Raw genomic sequence first — 16,975 nt, 5'->3', positions numbered from 1 at the left:
AAAAAAGGCAGGGTTTTCTATAGGGTCACATAGAAATAAGAGATACGTAAATTACTATTTAAGGGAGGGATCTGCGTTGCGTTTTATGAAACTGTGCATGTTCAGTATATGTGGTCTTATTGGGTTGACGGTTCCGTTTACAGTGACGGAAGCGAAAGAAGAACAAAGAAGTGCATCCTGTCCTGAGGTTGGCACGTATGTGACTGATTATGAAAAGCATACGACGTGGAAGGGGACGGATTTTGAGCATGAAGCGAATAATCCGACGAGCACACCCGATACTGTATCGCGATCTGTTGCCATTAGTCATCAAGCGACCGTTTCACTTGGTGGAGAATACGAGTTTAAAACGTTAATGAGTGGCGCGAAAATAAGTGCAAATGTAGGCTATGGCTACAATCATACGAAAACGGTCACCGTCACATGGTCTGTTCCAAAAGGACGCTGGAATTTAGTAGCGGGTGACAAATTTGTCAAATCAACAGGCACACGTTATAAAATTGCTCCGCCATGTAAAGCAACGGATGGAAGAACTGTTTCAGCCACCTACACATATAAAACATGGAGCGACAAAGTGCGCTTAGATTAATGACGGAGGTTATTATGAGGGTTAAGTGCTTTTTATTCGTTGTCGTTCTGTTCGTCGGTTTATTAGGAGGGTGCGAAGAGAAGCGCGTAACAACGGCACCATCTTCCGAGGATGTCTCAGTAGTAACGAAAAATGTTTCGCTAGAAAATCAACTACACCCACCTAAATTTTCTATCGTTAGCTTTCAATCGCGGTATGATACGAAACAACAAACCATTGTCTATAAAATGAAGTATCAGATTGATCAAGACATATATAAGCGATTGACAGTCGGCAAGCAAACGATGCATTTTGCGCTTCTCTATCCAAAGCAAGTGAGTAAAATTGTTCAAGTAGAGGGGTCTTCGCCAATCGTCAGTCCAACAGCTAGTGATGGCGAGCTAGCGTATTCTGTAGTGTTCAAGCAAGCCGTTGCGAAACCTCTTACGAAAAAAGAGAAACGCACGTTGTTAGCGCACCATCCTGCGTACCAGTTAGACATTATTGATCATGAGCGCGATGTGATCGCTTCATTCAATGATCTTTTTGGCTTTAACGGATATGATCCGAATACATCGCATTCCTCCATGCTTTCGCAAGACTAATAGTAAGCACGTTATCGTCTACAATTAAGCGATAACGTGCTTTTGTTACGTGGCGCTCTTTAGTATAATGTGAGTTACCAACATATGGAGGGAAAAACATGCCAACTTATCATAAGCTCGTTCGCGATCGGATCCCAGCTATTATTGAACAATCCGGTAAAACGTGTCGTACGAAAATAGTAGATGATAATGAATATCGTGAAGCTTTGCAAAAGAAAAGCTATGAAGAATTTGAAGAATACATACAAGCTACCACCGATGAACAAGCGGTGGAGGAGTTGGCCGATTTACTAGAAGTTATGCATGCACTTGCTCGCGTTCACGGTGTTTCCTTTGCAGAAGTAGAAGCCGTTCGCAAGGAAAAGGCGGACAAGCGTGGGGGTTTTTTAGAAAAAGTATTTCTTATAGATGTTGATGAAAAATGAGCAGCATTGAGTTAGTAACGAGCCAACTTAAAGACAAGCTAGCGCAGCATATGGAGACAGCTCAGTCCATCTACATCCTAACTTCATTCATTATGAAGTCGGGCGTGCGTGTTTTAACCCCTTTGCTTCAAAAGGCCATTGAGAACGGAGCGGAAGTGAAGATTTGCACAGGTGACTATCTATTCGTAACGCAGCCAGAAGCGCTTGAAGCGTTAATAGCAATCGACCCTGCTATCGAAATTCGATTGTTTCAAAGCAACGGCAAATCCTTTCATCCTAAAGCCTATATAGTGCAAAAAAGTCTTCAAGAAGGTGTATTGATTGTAGGCTCTTCGAATCTATCACAAGCCGCCTTAACGAACGCTGTAGAATGGAATTTACTTGTGAACGATCACGGTGAATTTGCGCTTTACGAAGAAGCGTTAGACCTTTTTATGCAAACGTTTCATCATGAGCATACGATTGAGATGAATGCCGAGAGACTAAAAGAGTATAAAGAACGATACGACAATCATCACAGACAGTATCCTGGTTTAGCACAACAATTTAGCAAGAGTGAAGAAGAAGCGCTCACCTTGCCAGATGAATTGGAGCAAGAGGTGGAAATCATTTCAGAACGAGCTGTGGTGTATGATGTACAGAAACCGCGTCCAGCTCAGGAAACAGCGCTTGCTATGCTAAGGCAAACCGCTCTTGAAGGGTACAATAAAGCGATGGTTGTGATGGCAACCGGATTAGGAAAAACGTATCTTGCCGCTTTTTTTGCGCAAGAGTATTCCTCGGTTCTGTTTCTTGCTCATCGTGAAGAACTCTTAAAGCAAGCGCAGCAATCGTTTCATCATATACTGCCGGAAAAAACGACAGGTCTCTACTATAGTAAGGAAAAGAATTTCCAGGCTGATTGTGTCTTTGCTTCGATTCATACGCTAAGCATGCAGCAGCATTTGCACACGTTTTCACGAGATGCGTTTGATTTAATTATCGTCGATGAATTTCATCATGCCGCCTCACGCTCGTATCGTAAAGTAATTGAGTATTTTCAACCGCGCTTTTTACTCGGCTTAACCGCCACACCCGATCGCTTAGACGGGCAAGACGTTTATGCGTTATGCGAGGGGAACGTTGCATATCAGCTCCATTTTTTAGAAGCCATTGAACGGCAATGGCTAGCGCCTTTTCATTATTATGGCGTGTATGATGATATCGATTATCGCGCCATTACGTGGCTTGGCAATCGTTACGATGAAGAACAGTTAGCACATGTGCAATTGCGTAGGGATCGAGCTGAAACCATTCTAAATGCCTGGACAAAATACAAACAAACACGCACGCTTGCTTTTTGCTCATCGATCCGACAAGCGGACTATTTAGCTCACTACTGGAATGAACAAGGCTGGAATACCGTCAGTTTACATTCAAAAAGTAGACATCCTTCTCGGCAGGAAGCGATTGCGCAACTAGCTGCAGGAACGCTCGATGTAATATTTACTGTTGATTTGTTTAATGAAGGTGTAGATATTCCTGCCGTTGATACGTTGTTATTCGTTCGTCCGACCGAGTCGTTAACCGTCTTTACACAGCAAATGGGCCGTGGTCTGCGGTTACATGATGATAAGCAAAAGTGTGTCATAATCGATTTAATTGGTAACTACCGCAATGTGGATTACAAGCTTCAGCTGTTTCAACGTGATGCTGATGCACAAAAACGAGGAATCTCGGGTGTACTGCCAACGCTGCCGCTGCACTGTGAATGGCACGTCGATTTGCAATCGATTGCGTTATTAGAAGAATTAAAGAAAAAGCGGCAGCCTCGAAAGGAAAAGCTCCTTGCTGCGTATTATGAAGTGAAAAAAGAACTAGGAAGACGTCCGACATATGTAGAGCTTCATCTCATTGGCGGAGAACCGAGCCATGCATATCGGCAGGAATTCTCTTCGTATGTTGCATTTTTAGTATGGGCTAAGGAAGCAACCGAAGCGGAAAAGGCGGCCTTTGCATGCTATGAATCATGGTTAGCGGAAGTGGAGCAAACGGTCATGTCGAAAAGTTATAAGATGGTCGTTCTTCACTATATGTTACAACGTGGAGTAACACATTGGTTAGACTCAGTAACACCGCGTGAGGTCGCACCTTACTTTTATCGCTATTTAACGGCAAAGAACTATCGTAAAAACATTGATTTTTCACATGCGTGGGCAAAAAAACTAGCAACCTATGATGAGAAGCAAGTGAGCTCATTAATAGCGACGATGCCGATGACGAAATGGAGTGGAAGTTCGAAAGGCTTTGTAACCTATGAAGACGGTCGATTTTCCATTACGATTGCAGGTGCTTCTTCATATAAAGAACTTCTCCACGAGTGGACGTTACAAATATGTGAATATCGCTTACATCGACACTTTGAACGAAAAGGTGGAGAATTGCATCTGAACTAATACCGATTCTCTAAAAAGTGTGCCTTTATCCCTTGCGAAGAGAGTTGCTCGTACATATACTAGTAGCGCATATTCTATAGGGGAGATTGTGTAAAGGGGCTTTTGCCGTATGACTTCACAAACCAACTTGAATCTGGAGTCGAACAGTCAAGTAACGCTTGCAACAAGGCGACAAGAAAAACGAGAATTGCGCAGTAAAGAAAAGCTATTAACGTCTGTTTGTAACGGACTAGAACGTCATTTTATCGCCGAAGTAGCGGCTAATACTGCAGAGCGCAGAGCGCAGCTACCAGCAGAAATTGATCTCGATCGTTCGCAACAGGGAACGAAAAGACGCTTTGCCGCCTTTCGTAACCTTGCAGAAGGTCAACTGCAAAATAGAAAATTTATTAAAAAAGGCATTCAATTCGCCGCCTTGCGAAGCGCTGCACGAAAACAACTTAAGTTAGAATTGCGTCAACGTGTCATTGCCGCTGTGCTCGCACAGCTGACCAATGGACCAGGCGTACCTGGCTTTATGATGAGACAACGATGCTTATGCTCGGTATTTGCTACGCTGCGCATTGGCACTACCTTCCGAATCGTTATTAACGTATTACCAGTTGCCTTTACCGTGCTAGCATTTGATGAACAATCATGCTGCATACGCGGTGTGTTGCCGAATGGTGCGATTACGACCATCGATGGACGTATTTTAACAGCAGCTCTCTTTTTACCAACGGGATCGTTTTAAACCTCAGAAAAGTTATGGAGCACATGATGTGTTGCATGGCTTTTTTTGTTTGAAGTGACTTTTCTCTTGAGTAAAAGTATGATGAGAGAAGAGTGTTAGACAAGGAGGGTGATTATATGAATGATCTTACTTTTGAAGAAAAAGTAGAAAAGTTAGAGGCACACCTTGAACGAATGATGAAGGAACATATGAAGTTATTTAAGAACATTCCTGCACATTCTTCGTTATTAGAAGTATTAAATGCATACACAAAAGCAGATTTACAAGATATTCGAAGGTTTCACCAAATTCCTGGTGCATCCTCATTCAATAAAAAAGAGCTTTCAGAAACATTAGCAGAACAATTGCCAAGTCTTGTTTTACAAGCTGTTCAAAGGATGGATCTTGACACGTATAAACAACTACTGAAAATTGTAAAACATAATGGGAAGTCATCGTTAAAGCAGTTCTCCCCTGGTCAAGGAGACGTATTGAATAACATGGGAATCGTATATGGAATCATTGAAAATGAGCAACCAATGTACTATATTCCACAGGAAATTTGTGACGCGCTAAGAGCAATTGACGGTCCAAGCTTGCGTCAACGCTTAAAAAAGAATCAAGAGTTTATTCTCTGCCTACAAGGCATGCTGTACTACTATGGTGTGATCTCAAAATTTGAAGCATTTCGCTATCTCAACGAATTGATGGGCCCCATCGAACAAGTGCTTCACTTTTTTCAAGCGATTGAATTTGGTAGCGCCTATTATGAAATCATTGAAGACGTCGGTAATCATTATAGCTTTTTGACGGCGGATGAGACGGAGGCTGTTTTAAATGATCAAGCGTCACGTCGCTCTCTTGAGTACCGTCCATTTACAAAGCATCAACTTATGCAAGCAGGAAAAGAAGACTATGTGGAAAAAACAGCTGCATTTTATGCGCTCCATGCCTATTTGAAGCAAAATTATGGTCTTGTTGGCAAAGAACTAGACTTCGTAATGATGGATATTATGGAAAGTGCACAAAAGGATGAACCCCTTGGACAAACAATGGCGATTCTTCAAGACATGATAGAATTTGAAACGGTAGAAGAATTGCACGGTCTAATGGATTTAATCGTTAAATTAAATAATAGTACGCCAAAATGGGTGCTAAAAGGACACTCACCAAATGAAGTATCGTCCTCAGCTCCCCCGATATCTAGACCGTCCAATGTTATTCCACTTCAACCTAAACTAGGAAGAAATGAGCTATGTCATTGCGGAAGCGGGAAAAAATATAAAAAATGTTGTGGGAAGAGCTAAAATAAAAAACAAAGTAGATTAACGGAACCTTGTTTATATAGCAAGAAGGAGGGCACTCTCATTGTGAGAATGCCCTCTTTTTTTTAGTGCACGACGATTTGTTTTGTCGTTGTAGGATGAATGCGGATCGGCGTTTGATGACGTGCGTCTTTAAAGGTATTGTTAGCAAATAATAGCTGTGATGAAGTGTCCACGTCAATGGCTATAGGAAGTGGCTGCGTTCCTTTAGGAAGCTTTGTTTGTAGTGTATTTACAAAAGCGTTCTTTCTCACGATCCAGTTGTTTGCATTGCGAATGGTGAGGGCATTATAGTAGCGCCAATCTTGAAATGTATTGCGTTCAAGTACAACATCTTGGATGCCTTCAAAAGAAGATAAGCCTTCGTGGCCATTTTTTTGCTCTTCTTCAGGTACTTTATGAATGGCAGCGCCAACTGTACCAGCAAAGCTAGATAACTTTGTCGTTTGTGCTCTGAAATTATCTAGAAACGTATTGTAGCGAATGAGCGTTCCTTTTGGTGCAAAGCCGTTAAACAGACCGTCGTTATGGAGTGAAATGGCATTTGCTTGTGATGCATAAATGTAGTTATTCTCAATCAGACCATCATTGCCCATAATCGCCATCGCATAACGTCGCGCGTATTTAATCACATTATTTTTAAAGACAAAGTGAGCATTAGCCGTAGCGTCGTTGTACCAAATTTGTTGCTTTGAAAAGTTCGATCCCTCCCTAAACACATCGAGTGAATCGGTAATTGGCTCTTTCGTTGTAATCGTATATTCAATATGATTGTTTACTTTTTGTTGTGAAACGCTTTGCACAGTGACAGAGTGCGTTACGTTATCTTTTTTAGGATCATAGATTCTAAAGGTGTCTTTTGGCGAAAGCAGTAGCGGTGGAAACACAGAATTGCCTTCACGTGGGCGACCGATTAAGACAAATGTATGCTCGTTCTTTACTTCTTTTAATAGGGCACCAGCGTTTTTAACGATTAGGTTATCGTCACCAACCGCTTCAAAAGTGCTATCTTGTATCCATAAGCCTGTATGACTTTGGGGCGTTAAGACGCCATCTGCACCGGTTACATGTATGCGTCCTTTTTTTAAGACATCTTTACAGTGTAATAAACTTACGCGCTCGCTAAGGCGAGGCGAATACGAGGCACCTGGTGCTGCATAAATCGTCATATCTTGAAAGGTAACACCATTGCTCGTGAGCACGGAAAAAACAGGATTACCATCCTCGCGCGCCATTAGCACAATGCGATCGCCTTTTGTAACCGATTGTAACGTTTTTTTCGTTACATTCATTTTATACGTATTGTCTGCTAGTTTCGTAGCAGAGCGATACGATAGACTGTTTGGAGCGTAGGCTTTCGGTAAGCCTGCTTCTTTTTTATCTTTTAAATAAAACAAAGATTTCTTACTTTTTGCTGGCATCGGGAAGCCTTTGTCAAGCTGTACTTCAAATGCTTGCTTCGTGACGTTTGATACTGTTCCTTGTGTAAACGGAAGGGGATCGTAATCGATTGTAAATCTTTTAGCGTAAACGTTATGACTATCCGTTATTTTTAGAAAAGCCAATTTCGGGCTTGTCATGACAAGATGAGCACCGCTGCCGTCAATCACCATATTACGCGCCTTGGAAATGGTGAAATACGGTTGTTTACTAGAGGGTGGTGCTTGTAAGCGGTACGTTCCTGGCGCAAATACCACTTTGACACCTTCTTCTTTACTTGCTTGATTCAATATGCGCTGTATGTCTGTAAAAGAGTTACTTGGCGTCACTCGAAGCGTTTTTTTAATGTCAATGCTGCCTTCTTTTAACGGACCAGGATGGGCGGTTGCTGTAATCATAGTGACATGCTCTTTTTTTACATACTGATTAAGCACTGTTCCTTTGCCATCATAGGCAGATAGCTTTTTAGCAGCAATAAGCTTTTGTACTTCAGCGGTTTTATTGCCTTTTAGTACAATCATACCGCGCTTGATCGTAAGTCTACCTTTTTTAGCAAGCGTTAGCTTCGACAGTTCCATCGTCCCGCCGGACAAGGTAAAAGGATGCGCGAGGCTTAGCTTTTTATTTTGAGGTGTAGGTGTCGCTTCCACAAAGGTTGCTTTTTGCTTTTGATCGTAGGCAAGCTTGATCGTGCCAATGCGATCGAAGGCGGTAAGCTGTTTGTGTTGAATATAGGATGTAAGCTGCTTACGAACATCGCCTTTTAAGAGGAGACGGCCGTCCGTTATATTGAGTACCTTATTTCTTTGAATATGTAAGCTGTCGTATGCATTGATGTGCTGAGATAACGTAGTATTGGTGGTGATCGTTAAGGTGTGGTCATCGGGCTTGGCATAACTTTGCGTGGAGAGCGGTAGTGTTGCGCTGAGCATAATCGCTACACTAGCCAGCGTTATTATTTTTTTCAAATGAGTAGCCTCCGTTTCTAGTTTCTACTCGTATTATAAACAAAAGCGCTTAGTAGAAAACAGGGCTAAAAGTTATAGGAAGCCACTCAAATGGCTTCCTATAGGAGAGGTTGATTTTCTTCAGGCGGTTCCCCAAATAATTCAGGAAATAAACAAAAAGCAATCGCATCATTAAATAAGTCTATAGTGAATTCCAGATAAGGATTGGTCGTCCAGCTGCAGTAAAAAAGGCCGCTTGGACCACAAATAATTGTACAAGTTAGAAGGAGTTGCTTTTTATCGCACGAATACTTTTTAAAGACCATCTCACGGTTTTTATTTCTAAATTTATAGGTAATGATACAGTCAGGGCAAATAATGCTGTTGCCATTTGTATAGGCACATTGGCCACAAGGAAGTAAATAGACATTGAGATCGGTTACGATTTGACAAAGCAGTTGTTGAACATAGGCACAGTCAAATACGAAACCACAAATCCTGCGACCGTAGGCAACTTTCCATTCCATTTTAAACAACACCTCACTTTCCGGTAGAACAAAGCGTTTCTTATAAAAAGTATATGTTAGGGCTTGCCTTTGAGTGCAAACGAGCCTTTATAATTGGACTATAAAAAAGGAGTGATTGTAATGAATTACGTAGTGATTACTGGTGCTAGTTCAGGAATTGGGTATGAGGCTGCTTTACAATTTGCAAAACGTGGAAAGCATGTTGTCATTGTTGCGCGTCGTGAGGAGCAATTGAAGCAGTTACAAACGGAAATACAGACAAAGTATCCAGCGGTGGATGTTCAAATTCGTGTCGCAGACTTAAGTGATCAAGAGCAAGTGTATGCCTTGTATGAAAGTGTGCGTGACTTACACGTAGAAACGTGGGTGAACAATGCGGGCTTTGGTGACCGTTCTACCGTTCGTGAACAACGGTTAACGAAAGTAAGCAGTATGCTGGCATTAAATATCGAGGCGTTAACGATTCTTTCTACGTTATATGCAGCGGATTATGGAGATATTGAAGGTTCACAGCTAATCAATGTGTCTTCAGGAGGTGGCTATGTTATTGTAGGCGGAGCTGTTACGTATTGTGCGACGAAATTTTATGTGAGTGCCTTTACCGAAGGCTTAGCACAAGAGTTACGTGAGCAAGGTGCCAAACTACAAGCAAAAGTGTTAGCACCGGCAGCTACGGAAACAGAATTTGCTAAGCGAGCATTAGAATTAGACGAGTTTCAGTATGAACAAGGCTTTGCAAAATACCATACTGCAAAAGAAATGGCCATATTTTTAATGGAGTTATACGATCATACTGACGCGGTTGTTGGGCTTGTCGATGGCGAAACGTATGAATTTCATTTACAATCGCCACGCTATCCGTACGTCAAGCGCGGCAAATAAGGGAAGGACGTGGGACATAATACTTCCTGTTTTAATGGCGCATGCAGGGAAATGGACTTAGGCTGCGTGCGAACGGATCTGGTCTGCGCGAATGAATCTGATCTACGCGCAAACTAGAATCTCTTGTGCGTTACACTCTTTTCGCAATTATTGAGGATCTTTTACACTAGTTCTTCTTATTTTTGAACGTATTTACGAGATTATCTCTCCATTTGCTCTATTGATCATCCCTTACATCCGCTGTTGGAGGCGATTGACCTGGTCTGCGCGCGAATTGAGGGCTGCTGCGCGCGAACGGACCTGGTCTGCGCGCGAATCGAGGGCTTCTGCGCGCGATTACAGAAGAGCTTGCATCCTACTCCGTTTTTTGGTGCATTCGGTGGCAGCTTACATACGCCGGACAACCCTCAACTCAAACTAACGAGCGACATGAAAAAAATGGCTTTATCACCAAAATTAATGATGAAGCCATTTTTTATGTGTTAAGGCCGTTTATGTCCCAGCCTCTTCTTTACACAAGGCTAAGAGAACTATGGAATGGAAGAGTGTGCAGGGGACTACTAGGTGAACTTAGTAGTCTTGTAAATCCTTTAACGAGTCTAGAATGCTCCTTTTGTGAAATTTCAAAATGGAAACAATAACCGACAAGAAAGGATTTTATATACTCTTCCCAACTAGCAAATCCTTGCTGTACTAGTTCAACAATTTGTTTTTGATATGAAAATGCCTCACTACGGGATATTCTTTTTTTATCGAGTGTGTACTGAGTGAGCAGCATCGCCAAGCTATAGTCGAACGCGGCAACCGTATGACCAGGTAAGCTATAAAGATGGCTCCGAACGAACGATGCTTGATGAAGCTGTGTTTCTGGAATAATTTGAAAGTATTCGTCACGTTCCTGCTCTGTAATAGTACGAAAATACAAATCTAATTCATGATAACGAGAACGAAAGCCGTTGTGTATAAACCAGCCGATTTTTTTCTCTGCTGAAGAAATATTCATCTTTTTTAAACATTCTTTTATTTGACGACTGGCTACTTTCTTCTTTGTATACTTTAAGGATAACGTTAGAGCTTCATCCGTAAAGAGGGCCATATACGCGATTGCGCGATAGTAATCATTATGGTCAACCATTGATCCTTCCTTTCTATGGTTATTGGTGAAGCGGAAACAGAATTTCTTTCCATTTGCGGTAAATATAACGCCATGAGAAAAACGTTGCAATCATCATGACGAATGAAGGACGTAAAATATACTGAGAGATATAGCGAGAAATGTTCATATTTTCTTCGGTGAAACTCATCACTAGACTGATCAACCAGACAACCCCCCACAAGGCAAGAATGTAGGCAAAGATCGTTGATATACTTAATTGCTTATAAATTAAGGCGAAAAACGTATGAAGCTTTGAGCGAGAAAAAAGTTCTTTGCGTGCCTCGCGTTGTAAGCTTGCGGAAACAGACGGCTCGTTGGATTGCAAGATATCTTGATGGATAGAAGCAAGTTCGATCGTTGCTTCACTATTAAAGGGATCGACAGCTAGTACTTTTTTATACGTTGTTCGTGCTTGTTCTAGATCCCCTTGTTGATGTAACCACTTTGCATACAGCAAATTAACAGCTATATGACTGTTATACTTTTCAATGACATCATGAATTAGTGTACGCTGCGTTTCAGGCTGACGTTTCGTTTTTAAGAGCAACGTAAGTAGACTGAGCTTACTTTCCAATTCCATAGGATCAACCGCAATTGCTTTTTGAAAGTAATAAATGGCTTCTTCATACATTTGCTGTCGTTCATATAAGTGACCGAGTAATCGATTTGTATTGCGATCGTTTGCAAAAAGATTCATCGCTTCATGAGCAAGCTTACGTGCGCTCGTAAAGTCGCTTGTAATAAAAGCATCAAAAGCATCCTCTCGAAGCGATAGAAAGTGATCGTAGTCTAGGTTTGTTGCAGAAGCGATATCTTCATACGATAAGTCTGGGAACAGTCCAATCTGTCGTTCATAATAGACGAGTAACTCTTCGTCAAAATGATAGTCTTCCTCTTCAAGTAATTCTTTCCAGGCAAGTTGCTGATCAAGTAAGCGCCAAATCGACTTTGGTATAAAACGATTTTCTAATAGAAAATCAAAGAGAGCTTCACTAGCAAGTTGCTTCGTTTCTAAATTCCAAAACACGTCATCATTTAGTAATGTCAGCCAAGCATCTTGACGAATTCGAGATTGAAAATCACCATATAGTGTTGCTATTGCTTCAATAAAAACATCAAGTTGCTCATTAAATGTTAGTACGTTCTCTATCTGAGTATCTTCAATAAGAACAGAAACATTTTGAGATGTAACCTGCTCATTTTGTAGCTGTTCTTGTAGGCGTATAGGTATCTGCTGATCGATTGTATCTTGTTCTATTATGCGAACATCTTCTATGAGAGCAGATAAGTCTTGAGTGGGCTGGTGTTCCTCCACGAACTCTTCGTGTAATATTTCTTGTTGGCGCACTAATGGTGGTTCATAATTAGTGTCCCGTTTTGTACCATTTTGTTTTTTTATGATGGAGGTAATATAATCATAAGCTTCCCGTAGTCTTTGGTAACCTTCTGGATGATCCTCTGGATGGTTCAGTTTCAGTTGTTTTGCATACGCTTTTTTTACAGAAACAAGGTCGTCTGTTGGTTCAATACCTAAAATAGCCCAGGTTGATCTCATGTGATTGGCCGACTTGCTATTTCATGTATCTTCTCCTTAAATTGAGCTGCACTTTTTTGAATGAGCTGTTCATTTTGAGAAGCAAGTACTTGTTCAAATTGAAAGATGAGTTGAGCAACATAATCTCGCTCAGAACCGAGTAATTCTTCATAAATTCTCTCAGCTTGTGCAATTAACAAACGATTTTCTGTGCGTTCCCGCGGATGAATTTTAATTGCTTTTAATTTTTCAATTTGTGCAACCATTTCTTCTTCTGTTAGGTTTTCTGAGCTTTGCTGAAGAAAAAGGCGTTCCTTTTTACCTGTACTAACGACCGTTGCTTCTACTTCCAGTAAACCATTGATATCGTACGTGTACCGAATATCAATCGTTTCTTGTGTTGCTTTTCCTTTTGGAAGGGTAACATTAAAGTCACCAATTCTTATATTATTTTCAACGAGACGACTTTCGCCTTGATACACATCAATCTCTATGAATTGCTGTTGATCATGAAGGGGTGAGACTTGTACGACTCGACTTACTGGTATTGGCGTATTTCGTTCAATTATGGGCAGAAAATGTCCTGAAGAATACGATATATTGTCTACATTTTTGGAAACACTCGTACCTAGAGTATACGGACATACATCGGTTAAAATAAGCTCTTGTAGCGCTTCGTTACGCTCTTTTAGGGCAATTTGTACGGATGTACCTAAACCGACAGCCTCATCAGGATGAAGAGTAAAGAAAGGTAAGCGTCCAAAAATACGACTTACTGTCTGTTTAATTATAGGCATTCGCGTTGCACCACCAATGAGAATCATACCTTGAATTTCACTTGCATGCATACCAGCATCACGTAAGGCACGTTCAATGGGCTGACGTAAACGTAAAATTAATGGCTTACAAAGCTCTTCAAATTGAGCACGGTTAATGGTAACAGCTGTTTGTTTTTCATCGTAAGTAAGATATACAGTACTTTCTGTCTGTTTAGCTAATGCTTGCTTGCACTGCTCTGCCTGTTTTAGCAACAAAGAGAGCTCCTTTGGCTGTAGTTGTTCTTTTTTTAATTGAAGTTGTTTCAAGAAATGAAGAGCAATTAACTCTGTAAAGTCTTCACCGCCAAGATAGTTATCTCCAGCAATCGATTTTACTTCCATAACCCCTTCAAATAACTCAAGAATGGACACATCAAATGTACCACCACCTAAATCAAACACGAGAAACTTCGTATCGGTTTCATGTTGGTGTACGCCGTAGGCAATCGCGGCAGCGGTTGGTTCACTAATGAGGCGATCAACGACTAAACCCGCATATTCTGCAGCAAGCTTTGTAGCTTTTCGTTGTTGATCGTTAAAATAAGCGGGTACGCTAATAATGGCATGACTCACTTCTGTTTTTAAATAAGCTTCTGCGTCTTGCTTTAGTACTTTTAACACGAGAGAAGAGAGTTCTTCAGGTGAAAATTGATGTTCTCCTAATTGAAACTGCTTACTCGATCCCATATGGCGCTTAAAAGCAGCGATTGTTAAGTGTGGATGGGTAACCAAGCGTTCTTTCGCTATTTGTCCAACTAAAATATGACCATTGTCATCGACACCAACGACAGAAGGCGTTAAGTGTTCGCCAAGAACGTTAGGAATAATTTGTGGCCCACTATCAGACCAAAAGGTTACTAGACTATTAGATGTTCCTAAATCAATACCGATCGTTGTCACGTAAATCCCCCTTGATTCATCTCTACTACTAATAGTTTCATTATATAATGATATATTTCCAAATTTAAGTACATTCTACTGTATTTTCTTTGATTGGTTATTTTTGAGTCTAATGTCACGTGAGAATAGTAATGAGAGGAGAAGTGGGGTTATCACCTCACTTCGATGTGGGAGGGTTACTGTTGTTCTCGCTGTAGGTCGTTAACCGCGGGAATATCTGCAGGGGCCCATTGCAACGAGTGTAAGCTTTCTCGTTTTAACCAAAGAAGAGCAGCATGTTCTGAAGCAACAGGTGTGCCGTCTTTTAACGCACATTTTAAAGAAAGTAGTTCTATGATAAAACTTTCGTATTCATGCGTATGTTCATTAAATAGCTCGATTGGCTCAATGTCACACTGAAGCTCCTCCGCAATTTCGCGTGTAATCGCATGAAAAAGATCTTCGCCTTCCTCCACTTTGCCACCAGGAAATTCCCAATGGTTAGGGATCGACATAGATGGCGAACGCAGTGCACAAAGAATTTCGCGCTGTTCATTTTCAATAATAGCTGCTACCACTTTTATTTTTTTCTTCATTTTAGTCCTCCAATAACATGTAATGATTGCCCGTTTATTTTATCATAGTGGTTTTGTTGATCCGAATCTAGGAAGCTCGCAAAAAAGGAACGGAAGCAAAAGCAGACGAGCATAAAAAAAGCAAAGCACTTGTTGGTAATGTATACAAAAAGGATTTATAATTCGTGTATCAAACCATATATTTCGATTTTACCACCTACAATGGCGATCACAGACGTAGGCTATCAAGATAGGAGTAGTGATGTACTTCTACTGATTATTGTGTTAATACTAGCACCGATCATTTATCATTTACTTGTTGATCGGGTTTCTACTGTCATTATTATATATATTGTTATGATTCTAGCTTTTTTGCTATCCAGGTTCGGAAGTTACATGAGAAAGAAATAAACCAGGTTATTTTTTTAAGAAGAGGCTGGAAAATAGGGATTTCTATAAATACTTCAAATCATCCAGAAACTATAGATCACCAAAACCTAAAATAGTAAGCGTTTACATTTTATAAATTTCATGTTAAAGTAACAGCAAATATAAAATCTAAACGTTTACATTTTGGGTGGCAGTATGTACACAAAAAAGGAAAGCGGACTACTTCGCTAAAAAGAGACGAGTAAGCCGCTTACCATGCTTAATGATGTTCTTCTGTGATCGGCAAGCTATTGAAATCTTTAAGTTTGTTTTCAATCAGGAAGATAGGGATAAAGAGTGCTAGCATTCCCATTCCTAAATTGCTTAGTGTAATGACATTGATGGAATAGGGCAAGAACGCGAGTGTAAGTGTACTTAAAGCTGTTAAGAGTAGAGCAATCCGAAATGTATACAAGGCGAGTAGTTGCTGAGCATAATCCCACGCTTCTTGAGATCTCATGGAGCGGGCCGTTCGGTAACCGTAGAAGGCATTAATGTGCTTTGGGGACTTCCATTTCATGAAACCGCTCAAAACGAGCATTACGAAAGGCATTAGAAAAGCAGTACAGTACGAAATAATAAGATCCATTGAATCCAATCACTCCCTTATGATCATATACGTATGTTCAGAATACCACGAAAGGTAAATTATTACAAAAACAAAATTTGAATAAAATCTAAACGTTTACATTTGGAGGCTATACATGGAAGGAAAAGCGACAATTCAAGATGTAGCACGACAAGCTGGCGTTTCAATTGCGACGGTGTCACGTGTGATCAATGGTCAAGGTGGGGTGAGGCCGAAAACGGAAGCACGAATCGTACAAGCGATTGAAGAGCTAGCTTACATTCGAAATGCAGCGGCACGTACGATGAAAAGCAAAGCAACAAAAACGATTGGGGTCGTCGTACCTGACATTAGCAATCCCTTTTTTCCACTCGTTATGAGTGGCATAGAAGAGAAAGCACGTGAGCAAGGGTACATTGCTTTTTTGAGTGGAACGAAGGAATCGACCGTCGTAGAACAAAATGTGTTAAAAAGCCTTATAGAACGAGGTGTAGATGGTGTTATTTTAACAACAGCAGATGAAAACGGTCAGCACTTAACACAATTTATAGAGCAAGACATTCCGTTAGTAGCTGTTGATCGAAGCTTGCCGCATTTAGAGGTCGATCATGTACTTGTCGATAATCGTAAAGGAGCGTATCAAGCGATTCAGCGCCTTATTTTGCAAGGACATGAGCGGATCGCCATCATTTGTGGTCCCTTATCAACCACACCAGGAAGAGATCGCTTAATCGGGTATAAAGAGGCACTTCATGATTTCCATTTATCGTTTAATGAAGCCTACGTTATTGAAGGAGACTTTAGTGAACAAAGTGGGTATGATGCGGTGGGGCAGCTATATGTGTTAGAGGAACCACCAACCGCTATTTTTACGTGTAATAACTTAATGACCACAGGCTGCTTAAAAGCACTTGATAATTTACAGTGGAAGCTTGGGCGAGATGTTTCTGTTATTGGCTTTGATGACATTGATTTAGCTACTTTCGTGCAACCGAAGCTTACTGTTGTCTCGCGACCGATGAAGGCACTCGGTGAACTTGCTTTCCAATTGCTTCATGAGCGTATTGAAATGAAACAAGCTATTGGAAAACGAAGCTATCAACTTTCGCCGGAGTTAATTATTAGAGAATCATGTATGTTGAAATGAGCA

General features: G+C 40.9%; 15 protein-coding genes. 8 read left to right on the top strand and 7 right to left on the bottom strand.

Annotated elements, in window-relative coordinates:
- Positions 1 to 76 precede the first annotated feature (76 nt).
- The 6 genes from A374_RS14245 (at position 77) to A374_RS14220 (ending at position 6,052) form a co-directional block, all read left to right on the top strand.
- Positions 77 to 589 carry a hypothetical protein gene (locus A374_RS14245; protein ID WP_007202931.1) on the top strand — a complete coding sequence of 171 codons (513 nt, stop codon included), beginning with the start codon at positions 77 to 79 and terminating at the stop codon, positions 587 to 589.
- Between the two features lie 14 nt (positions 590 to 603).
- A complete protein-coding gene (locus A374_RS14240) occupies positions 604 to 1,173 on the top strand; it encodes a hypothetical protein (protein ID WP_007202930.1) in 570 nt (189 codons plus the stop codon).
- Positions 1,174 to 1,271: 98 nt separating this feature from the next.
- Entirely contained in the window at positions 1,272 to 1,598 is a 327-nt protein-coding gene (locus A374_RS14235) for a nucleoside triphosphate pyrophosphohydrolase (protein WP_007202929.1), read from the top strand.
- Positions 1,595 to 4,033 carry a DEAD/DEAH box helicase family protein gene (locus tag A374_RS14230; RefSeq protein WP_007202928.1) on the top strand — a complete coding sequence of 813 codons (2,439 nt, stop codon included), beginning with the start codon at positions 1,595 to 1,597 and terminating at the stop codon, positions 4,031 to 4,033. Before A374_RS14235 ends, A374_RS14230 begins: the two co-directional genes overlap by 4 nt.
- Before the next feature lie 109 nt (positions 4,034 to 4,142).
- On the top strand, positions 4,143 to 4,766 hold the full coding sequence (locus A374_RS14225; RefSeq protein WP_007202927.1) for a hypothetical protein: 624 nt from the start codon (positions 4,143 to 4,145) through the stop codon (positions 4,764 to 4,766).
- Positions 4,767 to 4,882: 116 nt separating this feature from the next.
- Entirely contained in the window at positions 4,883 to 6,052 is a 1,170-nt protein-coding gene (locus tag A374_RS14220; protein WP_007202926.1) for an SEC-C metal-binding domain-containing protein, read from the top strand.
- 83 nt (positions 6,053 to 6,135) lie between these two features.
- On the opposite strand, the gene A374_RS14215 is transcribed toward A374_RS14220, so the two are convergent.
- The gene (locus A374_RS14215; RefSeq protein ID WP_007202925.1) at positions 6,136 to 8,478 is read right to left on the bottom strand and encodes a right-handed parallel beta-helix repeat-containing protein; all 2,343 of its coding nucleotides are present in this window, start codon (positions 8,476 to 8,478) and stop codon (positions 6,136 to 6,138) included.
- Positions 8,479 to 8,576: 98 nt separating this feature from the next.
- Positions 8,577 to 8,984 carry a hypothetical protein gene (locus A374_RS14210; RefSeq protein WP_007202924.1) on the bottom strand — a complete coding sequence of 136 codons (408 nt, stop codon included), beginning with the start codon at positions 8,982 to 8,984 and terminating at the stop codon, positions 8,577 to 8,579.
- 120 nt (positions 8,985 to 9,104) lie between these two features.
- Here A374_RS14210 and A374_RS14205 point away from each other — a divergent pair, with 120 nt between their 5' ends.
- A complete protein-coding gene (locus tag A374_RS14205; RefSeq protein WP_007202923.1) occupies positions 9,105 to 9,866 on the top strand; it encodes an SDR family NAD(P)-dependent oxidoreductase in 762 nt (253 codons plus the stop codon).
- A 511-nt stretch (positions 9,867 to 10,377) separates the two neighbouring features.
- Here the strand turns inward: A374_RS14205 and A374_RS14200 are convergent.
- The 5 genes from A374_RS14200 to A374_RS14180 form a co-directional block, all read right to left on the bottom strand.
- Entirely contained in the window at positions 10,378 to 11,001 is a 624-nt protein-coding gene (locus A374_RS14200) for a DUF1266 domain-containing protein (RefSeq protein ID WP_007202922.1), read from the bottom strand.
- 19 nt (positions 11,002 to 11,020) lie between these two features.
- Positions 11,021 to 12,577 (bottom strand): tetratricopeptide repeat protein, encoded by a 1,557-nt coding sequence (locus A374_RS14195; RefSeq protein ID WP_007202921.1) that lies wholly within the window; start codon positions 12,575 to 12,577, stop codon positions 11,021 to 11,023.
- Positions 12,574 to 14,274: a molecular chaperone HscC gene (locus A374_RS14190; RefSeq protein WP_007202920.1), complete on the bottom strand. Its 1,701-nt coding sequence runs from the start codon at positions 14,272 to 14,274 to the stop codon at positions 12,574 to 12,576. The genes A374_RS14195 and A374_RS14190 overlap by 4 nt, the downstream gene beginning before the upstream one ends.
- Positions 14,275 to 14,450: 176 nt before the next feature.
- Entirely contained in the window at positions 14,451 to 14,849 is a 399-nt protein-coding gene (locus A374_RS14185; protein ID WP_007202919.1) for a (deoxy)nucleoside triphosphate pyrophosphohydrolase, read from the bottom strand.
- A 628-nt stretch (positions 14,850 to 15,477) separates the two neighbouring features.
- Positions 15,478 to 15,777 carry an SdpI family protein gene (locus A374_RS14180; protein ID WP_162098300.1) on the bottom strand — a complete coding sequence of 100 codons (300 nt, stop codon included), beginning with the start codon at positions 15,775 to 15,777 and terminating at the stop codon, positions 15,478 to 15,480.
- A gap of 184 nt (positions 15,778 to 15,961) precedes the next feature.
- Between A374_RS14180 and A374_RS14175 the strand changes: the two genes are divergently transcribed.
- Positions 15,962 to 16,972 carry a LacI family DNA-binding transcriptional regulator gene (locus A374_RS14175; protein WP_007202916.1) on the top strand — a complete coding sequence of 337 codons (1,011 nt, stop codon included), beginning with the start codon at positions 15,962 to 15,964 and terminating at the stop codon, positions 16,970 to 16,972.
- The last annotated feature ends 3 nt before the right edge of the window (positions 16,973 to 16,975 follow it).

Source organism: Fictibacillus macauensis ZFHKF-1, assembly GCF_000269865.1.
GTDB classification, from domain to species: Bacteria; Bacillota; Bacilli; order Bacillales; family Fictibacillaceae; genus Fictibacillus_C; species Fictibacillus_C macauensis.
This window is presented reverse-complemented; position numbering and strand designations above follow the sequence as displayed.

Bases quoted from the DNA above. Each gene is read 5' to 3' on its own strand.
- A374_RS14185 (WP_007202919.1), bottom strand. From the start codon at position 14,849: ATGAAGAAAAAAATAAAAGTGGTAGCAGCTATTATTGAAAATGAACAG.
- A374_RS14210 (WP_007202924.1), bottom strand. From the start codon at position 8,984: ATGGAATGGAAAGTTGCCTACGGTCGCAGGATTTGTGGTTTCGTATTT.
- A374_RS14220 (WP_007202926.1), top strand. From the start codon at position 4,883: ATGAATGATCTTACTTTTGAAGAAAAAGTAGAAAAGTTAGAGGCACAC.
- A374_RS14180 (WP_162098300.1), bottom strand. From the start codon at position 15,777: ATGAAATGGAAGTCCCCAAAGCACATTAATGCCTTCTACGGTTACCGA.
- A374_RS14205 (WP_007202923.1), top strand. From the start codon at position 9,105: ATGAATTACGTAGTGATTACTGGTGCTAGTTCAGGAATTGGGTATGAG.
- A374_RS14235 (WP_007202929.1), top strand. From the start codon at position 1,272: ATGCCAACTTATCATAAGCTCGTTCGCGATCGGATCCCAGCTATTATT.
- A374_RS14175 (WP_007202916.1), top strand. From the start codon at position 15,962: ATGGAAGGAAAAGCGACAATTCAAGATGTAGCACGACAAGCTGGCGTT.
- A374_RS14195 (WP_007202921.1), bottom strand. From the start codon at position 12,577: ATGAGATCAACCTGGGCTATTTTAGGTATTGAACCAACAGACGACCTT.
- A374_RS14200 (WP_007202922.1), bottom strand. From the start codon at position 11,001: ATGGTTGACCATAATGATTACTATCGCGCAATCGCGTATATGGCCCTC.
- A374_RS14240 (WP_007202930.1), top strand. From the start codon at position 604: ATGAGGGTTAAGTGCTTTTTATTCGTTGTCGTTCTGTTCGTCGGTTTA.
- A374_RS14230 (WP_007202928.1), top strand. From the start codon at position 1,595: ATGAGCAGCATTGAGTTAGTAACGAGCCAACTTAAAGACAAGCTAGCG.
- A374_RS14225 (WP_007202927.1), top strand. From the start codon at position 4,143: ATGACTTCACAAACCAACTTGAATCTGGAGTCGAACAGTCAAGTAACG.